Source organism: Streptomyces sp. UF-297, from assembly GCF_058245575.1.
Genome location: NZ_JBSIBZ010000112.1, coordinates 18,122 through 27,769, shown reverse-complemented (window position 1 = coordinate 27,769; position 9,648 = coordinate 18,122). Strand labels below are relative to the sequence as shown.

Below are 9,648 nucleotides of genomic sequence, written 5' to 3'. Positions count from 1 at the left end.
CCCCCCCCCCCCCCCCCCCCCCCCCCCCCCCCCCCCCCCCCCCCCCCCCCCCCCCGGAAGGCAGCGGGACCGGTCAGGTGTCGATACGCGAACGGTCCAGCGTGGCCGCGGAGTTGGTGATGAACTCCTTGCGCGGCGCGACCTCGTTGCCCATCAAGAGGTCGAAGACCTTCTCGGCGGCCTCCAGGTCGCTGATGTTGATCCGGCGCAGGGTGCGGTGACGCGGGTCCATCGTCGTCTCCGCAAGCTGGTCGGCGTCCATCTCACCCAGACCCTTGTAGCGCTGGATGCTGTCCTTGTAGCGGACGTTCTTGCGCTGGAGTTCCAGCAGGGTCTGCCGCAGCTCGCTGTCGGAGTAGGTGTAGATGTACTTCTCCTGGCCCTTCTTGGGATTGATCAGCTCGATGCGGTGCAGCGGAGGCACCGCCGAGAAGACCCGGCCCTGTTCGACCATCGGCCGCATGTAGCGCTGGAAGAGCGTCAGCAGGAGAGTGCGGATGTGCGCGCCGTCGACATCGGCGTCCGCGAGGAAGATGACCTTGCCGTAACGGGCGGCGTCGATGTCGAAGGTCCGCCCCGACCCGGCTCCTATGACCTGGATGATGGCGCCGCACTCGGCATTCTTGAGCATGTCCGAGACGGATGACTTCTGGACATTGAGAATCTTGCCGCGGATCGGCAGCAGCGCCTGGAATTCCGAATTGCGCGCCAGCTTGGCCGTACCGAGCGCCGAGTCGCCCTCGACGATGAACAGTTCGCTGCGGTCCACGTCGTCGCTGCGGCAGTCGGCGAGCTTGGCGGGCAGCGAGGAGGTCTCCAGCGCGGTCTTACGGCGCTGCGCCTCCTTGTGCTGCCGGGCCGCGATGCGGGTACGGGCCGCCGCGACGGCCTTCTCCATCACCGCGCGGGCCTGCTGCTTGGCGTCCCGCTTGGTGGAGGTCAAGAACGCCTTGAGCTCCTTGGCGACCACCTGCGCCACGATGCGGTTGGCGGCCGAGGTGCCCAGCACCTCCTTGGTCTGCCCCTCGAACTGCGGCTCGGCCAGCCGGACGGTCACCACCGCCGTCAGGCCCTCCATGGCGTCGTCCTTGACGACGTCGTCCTCCGCGACCCGCAGCAGCTTGCCGGCCCTGAGGGCTTCGTTGACGGTCTTGGCCACCGACCGCTCGAAGCCGGTGACGTGGGTGCCGCCCTTGGGCGTGGCGATGATGTTGACGAAGGACTTCACGGTGGTGTCGTAGCCCGTGCCCCAGCGCAGCGCGATGTCCACGCCCAGTTCGCGGGTGACCTCGGTCGGGGTCATGTGGCCGCGGTCGTCCAGGACCGGCACGGTCTCCTTGAAGGTGCCCTGTCCGGTCAGCCGCAGCACGTCGCACACGGCCTTGTCCTGCGCGAGGTACTCGCAGAACTCGCTGATGCCGCCGTCGTACCGGAAGGTCTCCTCCGACGTGCCCTCACCTTCGATGCCGCGCTCGTCGCGCACGACGAGCGTGAGCCCCGGTACGAGGAAGGCGGTCTGGCGGGCGCGGGCGTAGAGCGTCTCCAGCGACAGCCTGGCGTCCTTGAGGAAGATCTGCCGGTCCGCCCAGTAGCGCACCCGGGTCCCGGTCCGGGTCTTGGGGATCCGCTTGCCCTTGAGCAGGCCGTTGGCCGGGTCGAAGGGGGCGTCGGGACCGGACTCGGTGAAGATGCCGGGCACCCCGCGCCGGAAGCTGATGGAGTGCGTCTTGGCGTCGCGGTCGACCTCGACGTCCAGGCGGGCGGACAGGGCGTTGACCACGGAGGCGCCGACGCCGTGCAGGCCGCCGGAGGCCGCGTAGGAGCCGCCGCCGAACTTTCCGCCGGCGTGCAGCTTGGTCATCACGACCTCGACGCCGCTCAGGCCCGTCTTGGGCTCGACGTCGACCGGGATGCCGCGGCCGTTGTCACGGACCTCCACGGACCCGTCGTCGTGCAGGATCACCTCGATGCGGTCGCAGTACCCACCCAGGGCCTCGTCGACGGAGTTGTCGATGATCTCCCACAGGCAGTGCATCAGACCGCGGCTGTCGGTCGAGCCGATGTACATGCCCGGACGCTTGCGGACGGCTTCCAGGCCCTCGAGGACGAGAAGGTGCCGCGCGGTGTAGTTGGATCCGTCCCGGTCTGCCCCGGTCAGCACGGCGGTGGACGGCACGGACATCTCGGCGGTCACGCGGTTCGCTCCTCGCTGAATTTCTGGCAGTCCGCATTCCGCGGACTCGGTTGTGGCGGTGTCGCCGGATCAGAGGGTACCGAGGCCCAGTAGAGCCGATGTGACGCCACCCGTAAGCACGCCCATGGTAGTAGAGTTTCGCTCACGCGTTCGATCCCTCGATGGAGTGACGCTCGAGTGACGCACACATCACGTTCCCTTCGAGGCATGAACCATTTAGGCTCCGGGCACGTCCTGATGAACAACCCGGCAATCCAGCCGGGAGGACAAAGCCCGACAAACACCGTGAATCAGCCCACCCACGCAATACGGCTCATTCGCCGCCACCCGGCAGCACCCGGCCCCCCGGAGAAAACTTTCGGGGAAAAGCCACGAGCGGGAACGTTTTCGGCCTGGTTGGATGTTGACCCTGGTACGACAGCTCGTCGAGCTAGAGAAGAGGCGACGTGACTACTGTTCTGACACCCGCGAGCCCGCTGACGGCCGCTGACCGCTGCGACCGCTGCGGCGCCCAGGCATACCTGCGCGTCGTCCTGATGTCCGGCGGAGAACTGCTCTTCTGCGCCCATCACGGTCGCAAGTTCGAGCCAGAACTCAAGAAGATCGCCGCGGAAATACAGGACGAGACGGAGCGGCTCACCGCTTCTCCGGCGTCTGCGACCGAAGAGGAACGCTGACACATCGCATCCACGACGAGCGAGTAGCGGCCTAGGGCCGTGCTGCGGGCGGCATTCCCGGCGGATCCGGGGAGGCCGCCCGCACTCGTACGCTCAACCGGCCGCGCCTGCTCACCCGCCGCCGTGCGCGGCCACCTGGCCGACCAGCGCGGAGATGCGCGTATAGACCCCGGGGCTGCCCGCCTCGCCGCAGCCGGTCCCCCACGACACCAGCCCCACCAGCCGCCCGTGCGCCACCAGCGGCCCGCCGCTGTCGCCCTGGCAGGCGTCCCGCCCGCCGCCCTGCGCGCCCGCACACACCATCCACGCGGCCTTGTACGTACCGTCCGCGCTCCCCGGATAGGCCCGGGCACACACCCGGTCCGGCAGCAGCCGCACCCGGGCCGAGCGCAGTGCCGTCGCATAGCTGCCGCCGCCGGTGGTGTCGCCCCAGCCGTAGACGGACGCCCCCGTGCCCGGCTTGTACGCTCCGTCGCCCGCCCGCGCCATGCGCAGCGTGAGGCCGCCCGACAGCGCCTCGCTCAGCGTCAGCACCGCGAGGTCACCGGCGTTGGTCCAGCTGTCGTACGCCGGGTTGACCCACACCGTGCGCACCGGCAGCTCCCGGCCGCCGGCCCGGCGCAGATCCCCGCGCCCGACGATCACCCGCAGATCCCGCACCTTCCCCAGGGGGACGCCCAGCACCTCACGGCCCAGGCAGTGCGCGGCCGTGACGACCGTCCGCCGCCCCACCAGGACGCCGCCGCAGAACTGACCCGACCGTGTACCACCGAAGCGCTCACGGCTCGCCAGAGCCACCATCCAGGGGCTCTCCGAGGCCCGTACGGGCTGTCCGCCCACCACCGACCGGTCCGCCGCCGCCGATACGGGTACGGCCAGGACCAGCGCAAGGGCGGCAACAACCGCGCGGACGCAGAGACGCATAGGGGCTCCTGACTCTGAGGAACAGTGCGCACACCCAGAGTGAGGCCAACCGCCGCGCCGCGCACCCGGACGACCGCGGGCCCGGTCCCTCCCCGAAGGGAGCGACCGGGCCCGCGGTGGAGTCCGTGAAGGCGCCTGCTAGTCCAGGTAGTCCCGCAGCACCTGCGAACGCGACGGGTGACGCAGCTTCGACATCGTCTTGGACTCGATCTGGCGGATCCGCTCACGCGTGACGCCGTAGACCTTGCCGATCTCGTCCAGCGTCTTGGGCTGGCCGTCGGTCAGGCCGAAGCGCATGGAGACCACGCCGGCCTCACGCTCGGAGAGCGTGTCCAGGACGGAGTGCAGCTGCTCCTGCAGCAGGGTGAAGCTGACCGCGTCGGCCGGCACGACCGCCTCGGAGTCCTCGATGAGGTCACCGAACTCGCTGTCGCCGTCCTCGCCCAGCGGGGTGTGCAGCGAGATCGGCTCGCGGCCGTACTTCTGGACCTCGATGACCTTCTCGGGGGTCATGTCGAGTTCCTTGGCCAGCTCCTCCGGGGTGGGCTCGCGGCCCAGGTCCTGGAGCATCTGGCGCTGGACGCGCGCGAGCTTGTTGATGACCTCGACCATGTGGACGGGGATACGGATCGTACGGGCCTGGTCGGCCATGGCGCGGGTGATCGCCTGACGGATCCACCACGTCGCGTACGTCGAGAACTTGTAGCCCTTGGTGTAGTCGAACTTCTCGACCGCACGGATCAGACCGAGGTTGCCCTCCTGGATCAGGTCCAGGAAGAGCATGCCGCGGCCGGTGTAGCGCTTGGCCAGCGAGACCACCAGACGGAGGTTGGCCTCCAGGAGGTGGTTCTTGGCGCGGCGCCCGTCCTCGGCGATGATCTCCAGCTCGCGCTTGAGCTTGGGGGCCAGCTTGTCGGCGTTGGCCAGCTTGTCCTCGGCGAACAGACCCGCCTCGATGCGCTTGGCGAGCTCGACCTCCTGCTCGGCGTTGAGGAGGGGGACCTTGCCGATCTGCTTGAGGTAGTCCTTGACCGGGTCGGCGGTGGCGCCGGCCGCGGCGACCTGCTGCGCGGGGGCGTCGTCCTCGTCCTCGTCGGAGAGCACGAAGCCGGCGGCCTCGCCGCCCTCGCCCTCGCCCTCGGCGGCCTCGCCCTTGCCGGGCGCTGCCGGGGTCTCCTCGATCGCCTCGTCGTCGAGCAGCTCGTCGACGTCCTTCTTGGACGCCGTCTTCTTGGCGGTGGTCTTCTTGGCCGCGGTCTTCTTCGCGACCGTCTTCTTGGCGGCGGTCTTCTTCGCGGCCGCCTTCTTGGCGGGCGAGGCCTCCGCCTCGTCCAGGGCACCCGCCGAGGCGGCGGTGGCCGTGGCGGCGGTCTTCTTCACCGCGGTCGTCTTGGCCGCGACGGTCTTGGTGGCGGTGCGCTTTGCCGGACTCTTCGCTGCGACGCTCTTGCGGGTGCGCTTGGGCGCCTCTGCGGCACTGACCATCAGCGTCACACCCTCCTCGTCGAGGATCTGGTTGAGGCTGCGCAGAACGTTCTTCCACTGGGTTGGCGGAATCTGGTCAGCCTCGAAGGCCCGACGCACGTCATCGCCGGCGATCTGCCCATCAGCCTTTCCCCGCTCGATGAGCGCCATCACAGACTCTGACTCGGCGATCTCCGGCGGGAGCGTACGGGATGTGCTGGCCGACACGAACAACCTCTCGGAACGATGGAAACGGCTTCCGACCCCGTCCACTGTGGATCGGAGCCGACGACCGCCGGTGGGGATGGACCGACGGCGCAAGGGCAACCGGGGAGTTGAACAGCGCCGCGAGCGGCCTCTGTATTCCCTCCTTGGCTGTCACCTCTTAGGTCATCGCGCTTCTCCGAAGAGCGTTACGCCCAATCTGCGTGGCCCGGGTCACACCCCATAACGTTCCATTACCCGCTTATCGTGGCGTAACCCCCCAAGCCTGCTCGGCGGACGCGGCGCCGGACCCGGGCAGTACCCCGAATCCGGCGGCCCTCCGCGCCTGCGCGGCGCCCGGCCGCGCGCCGTCGCCCTTCAGTGCTCGCGGGGCGAGGGCACCACGTGGTCCATGGGCGCCCCGGCGCCCTGGCCCGAGGCCTCGCCGTGGCCGTCCAGGAGCTGGCGCATCGCGGACTCGGCGCCGGCCGCGTCCCCCACGCCGATCGCGTCGACGATCCGCATGTGCTGTCCCACGGACGTCTCCGCCGGACGCTCACAGCCGCCGGCCGGGCCGCCGGAGACCTGGAGGGCGGAGGAGACGATGCCCGAGAGGTGCTCCAGCATGCGGTTGCCGGCGAGCTGCAGCAGCAGCGCGTGGAACTCGGCGTCGGCGCGGGCGAAGGTCAGCGAGTCGCCCTGCGAGGCGGCGTGGCCCATGATCTCGACCATGTCGGACAGGCGCTGCTGGATCTCCTCGCGGCCGTGGCCCGCGGCGAGCCGGGCGGCCAGCGGCTCGATCGTCCAGCGCAGCTCGCACAGCTCGCGGCGCTGGTCGTCGCGCTGCGGCCCGTAGGCGCGCCACTCGATGATGTCGGGGTCCAGGAGGTTCCAGTCGCTGACCGGGCGCACCCGGGTGCCGACATTGGGGCGCGCGCTGACCAGGCCCTTGGCCTCCAGGACACGCAGCGACTCGCGCACGACGGTCCGGGACACCTCGAAGCGCTGGCCGATCTCTTCGGGGACGAGCGGGCGGTCCGCGCCGAGATCGCCGGAGACGATCATCTGGCCGAGCTGCTGGACGAGTTGGCCGTGCAGCCCGCGGCCACGGCTGCCCGCCGCGCGGCGGCCGACCCGGCCCATCTCGGCCTCGTGGCTGTCCCATACGGGCGAGACGCGTTCGGCACGCTCGTGGCCCACGGCGTGGCCCGCGCCGACAGCGCCGGCGGCGCCTACATAGGGATAGCGGTCAAGCTCGCCCGGGCCGGCGAGGCCGGAGTCGACGGGGCGAGCCGCGGTCATCATGGTGTGCGCAAGGGTACTCACGCATCCTTTGTCGGCGACGCCCCGGGAACCCTTGAGGTCTTTGGTGAAAAGCACACGAAAGGGTGATCGCCCATCGCCTCGTAATTGACGCTTTATCGGAAAGAAATGGGCTTTCTCCTAGGAGTTGCGGACAGTTGGTATGCGATCCGGATGACAGGTGGTATCACCGACGCGGTCAACGGGCCTTGCTGCGCAGCGCGGTGAGGACATAGGCGCAGACCAGCGCGGCGAGCGACAACGCCAGTGCCCCGCCCACGGGTTGTGCGACCAGCCGCACCACCGCGGATACGCCCTGGTCGACTCCCGACGGCCATTTGACGAAGGCCAGCGAGCGCAGCCGCCCGGGCACCCCGGCCAGGGAGCGCGCGGCCGGCTCGTCCAGCACGCGCTGCACGAGCGGGACGACGAGGACGGGGACGGCGAGCACGGCCGCCAACCCCGTTGTGGTGGACCGGAACACACCGGCCGCCAGCGTCCCGGCCCAGGCGCAGCCGACCATCAGCGCCACCCAGCCGACGACGAGAACAAGCCAGTTATCGGGCCGCGTCAGCGCCTGCGGCCCGTACAGGACCCGTACGAGCGCGCCGTCCAGCACCAGCACGGTCACCGCGAGCAGCACCGCGACGCCCCCGCTGACCAGGAGCTTGGCGACGAGCAGCCCCAGGCGCCGAGGGACGGTGCCGCGCTCGGGGGCGAGTGCGGGATAGCGGAACTCCTGGCCGAAAGAGAGCGCCCCGATCAGCCCGGCCCCAAGTGCCCCCGCCGGGAAGGGAAGTTGAACCGGCCATCCGGCCAGCACCCGCATCGGCGACGCGCTCCCGCCCCGCGCGAGCCACAGCGCCAGCCCGAGCGAGACCACGAGCGACACCACGGCGGCGAGCACTCCACTGCGGTCACCGACAGCACGCCGGACCTCGTACCGCACCGGCCACGCCGGCCCGGGCGCAGGCAACCGCGGAATGACCAGCCGCTTGGGCCCGTCCACGGCCGCGCGTCCGGCCGGTACGCGCCTGACGACTCGCGGAGCGGAGGCCGAGGCCGCGGCCTCGACGGATTTCGCCGGGCTGCCGGGGGCGGCGACAGCTTCGATGCGAGGCCGGACCCGCGTACGGGACCCGGCGCCGACTTCACTGCGGGACCGGACCTGAGCGTCGGCAAGAGGCCCGGCACCCCCCTCGGCCCGAGGCCGCGCGCTCCCTTCAAGACGCGCCCCGGCCCCGGCTTCGGGACGCGGTGGGGATCCAGCCGCGATACGGGGCTGGGCCCCGGCTTCGACACGGAGGGCGGCTTCGGCCCTGTCGTGGGGGCGGGGGGCGACTTCGGTACAGGGCTCAGCCTCGGACTCAGCGCGCGGCTCGGCGCCAGATGCGATGCGCGGACCGGACCCGGCTTCGACGCGGAGGTCGGCTGCAGCCCTGTCATGGGGGCGGGGGGCGACTTCGGTACGGGGCTCAGCCTCAGAACCGGCGCGCGGCTCGGCACCAGATGCGATGCGCGGACCGGACCCCGCTTCGGCGCAGAGGGCAGTCTCGGCATGGGGCCGGGGGGCGACTTCGGCACGAGGTTCGGCCCGGGATCCGGCGCGCGGCGCGGTGCCAGATGCGATGCGTGAATCGGGCCCGGCTTCGGCGCGGAGGGCGGCTTCGGCATCGGCATGGAGGCGAGGGGCGGCTTCGGTACGGGGCTCGGTGCGTGGGGTGGTGTCAGGTGCGGTGTGCGGTTCGGGGCGGAGGGCGGCTTTGGCTCCCGTGTGGGGGCGAGTGGCGGTCTTGGGGTGGGGGGCGGAGGCGGTTCGGGGGGTGGGGCGGCGGCCGTCGGCGCGGGGGAGGGGGGTGATCGGGGCGGTGTCGCCCACTTCTTCGGCGAGGCGGTGGACGAGGATGCCGTGGCGGAAGGCGGTGTCGCCGACGGCCGCGCAGGTGCTGCCGTAGACGGCGATGCGGCTGCCGCTCTCGCGGACGACCTCGATGGCGCGGTCCGCGGCGGGGTCCGTGCCGCGGTGCGCGCGCTGCCACTCGTCGACGATGAGGGCCGCCAGCCGGTCGGCGTGCGGGGAGTGGACCGCGACGCGGCGGCGCAGGCGGGTCCGGGCGAAGTCGGCCGCGTCCTGGTCGGCGACGAGCCTGCCGCTGTCGATGGTGACCACCCGGTCGCCGAGCCGCGCCGCCTCCTTGGGGTCGGCGGAGGTGACGAGTACGGCGCCGCCCTGCGCCGCGTAGCCGCGCAGCAGCCCGTTCAGCCAGGCCGACTCGCGCGGGGAGACGCCTTCGCAGGGCTCGTCGAGGAGGAGGGTGTGCGGGTCGCCGAGGAGGGCGGCGGCCAGCCCGAGCCTGCGGTCCATGCCGCGCGAGAACTCGCCCAGCCGCTGGTCGGCCAGACCGCTCAGACCGACGAGGTCGAGCACGTCGTCGGCCCGGTCCGCGGGCACTCCGGCCGCGGCGCTGAGCATCCTGAGGTGGCCTCGGGCCGTGCGGGTGGGGAGCCCCGGGACATCGCCGAGGATCACGCCCAGTTCCCTGGCCGGATTGGGGACACGGTGCAGCGGACGGCCGCGGAAGAGCGCCACGCCGCGCCCGCGTTCGAGCTGCAGCATCAGCCGCAGGGCGGTGGTCTTGCCCGCACCGTGGGCGCCGAGCAGGACCGTGACCCGGCCGGGCGCCGCCTCGAAGCTGAGGTCGTCCACGGCGGGGGGCAGTTCACGACGGGGCTCGCTGGTCAGCCCGATGGCCTGGATCATCGCGCCCCTCGCAGGGCACGGGGCCGTACGGCGACGGCTTGCTCGACGGCGGCGGCTGCGACGGCGGTTGGGGGGACGAGGGGACTCACCCGGCCACGGTAACTCCGTATGCCCGATTTGCC

Annotated in this window: 6 protein-coding genes; 1 reads left to right on the top strand and 5 read right to left on the bottom strand. The window is 71.2% G+C overall.

Annotated features, from left to right (window positions below):
- Positions 1–73: 73 nt before the first annotated feature.
- On the bottom strand, positions 74–2,194 hold the full coding sequence (locus tag AC4IJH_RS38910) for a DNA gyrase/topoisomerase IV subunit B (RefSeq protein ID WP_490856716.1): 2,121 nt from the start codon (positions 2,192–2,194) through the stop codon (positions 74–76).
- A gap of 446 nt (positions 2,195–2,640) precedes the next feature.
- Between AC4IJH_RS38910 and AC4IJH_RS38905 the strand changes: the two genes are divergently transcribed.
- Positions 2,641–2,871, top strand: a complete 231-nt coding sequence (locus AC4IJH_RS38905) for a DUF7455 domain-containing protein (protein WP_363154110.1) — start codon at positions 2,641–2,643, stop codon at positions 2,869–2,871.
- 111 nt (positions 2,872–2,982) lie between these two features.
- Here the strand turns inward: AC4IJH_RS38905 and AC4IJH_RS38900 are convergent, their stop codons facing one another.
- From AC4IJH_RS38900 to AC4IJH_RS38885, 4 genes are all read right to left on the bottom strand, one after another.
- Positions 2,983–3,795, bottom strand: a complete 813-nt coding sequence (locus AC4IJH_RS38900; RefSeq protein WP_490856715.1) for a S1 family peptidase — start codon at positions 3,793–3,795, stop codon at positions 2,983–2,985.
- 138 nt (positions 3,796–3,933) lie between these two features.
- Complete coding sequence (locus tag AC4IJH_RS38895) at positions 3,934–5,487, bottom strand: RNA polymerase sigma factor (protein ID WP_490856714.1); 1,554 nt, start codon at positions 5,485–5,487, stop codon at positions 3,934–3,936.
- Between the two features lie 354 nt (positions 5,488–5,841).
- Positions 5,842–6,789, bottom strand: a complete 948-nt coding sequence (locus tag AC4IJH_RS38890) for a FadR/GntR family transcriptional regulator (protein WP_490856713.1) — start codon at positions 6,787–6,789, stop codon at positions 5,842–5,844.
- 175 nt (positions 6,790–6,964) lie between these two features.
- On the bottom strand, positions 6,965–9,526 hold the full coding sequence (locus AC4IJH_RS38885) for an ABC transporter ATP-binding protein (protein WP_490856712.1): 2,562 nt from the start codon (positions 9,524–9,526) through the stop codon (positions 6,965–6,967).
- Positions 9,527–9,648: the final 122 nt, after the last annotated feature.